At 62.0% G+C, this 295-nt stretch carries 1 protein-coding gene; it reads left to right on the top strand.

What is annotated here, in order from left to right; translation table 11 throughout:
* Nucleotides 1–295: recombination-associated protein RdgC (gene rdgC, locus BK665_RS33930; protein WP_185076760.1), on the top strand; the 295-nt coding region annotated here is incomplete at both ends.

Below are 295 nucleotides of genomic sequence, written 5' to 3' on the forward strand. Positions count from 1 at the left end.
AATCATCCAGGCCTTCCTGCCCCGCGCCTTTATCCGTCGTTCGTCGACTTTCGCCGACATCGCGCCGAAACAAGGCCTGATCCTGGTGAACTCGGCCAGCCCGAAACGCGCCGAAGACTTGCTGTCGACTTTGCGTGAAGTCATCGGCTCGCTGCCGGTGCGTCCGCTGACCGAGAAAATGGCCCCGACTGCCACCATGACCGCCTGGGTGAAGACCCAGAAAGCCGCAGACGACTTCTTTGTTCTGGACGAGTGCGAACTGCGCGAAACCCACGAAGACGGCGGCCTCGTGCGC

This window comes from Pseudomonas frederiksbergensis, from assembly GCF_003732665.1.
GTDB classification, from domain to species: Bacteria; Pseudomonadota; Gammaproteobacteria; order Pseudomonadales; family Pseudomonadaceae; genus Aquipseudomonas; species Aquipseudomonas frederiksbergensis_G.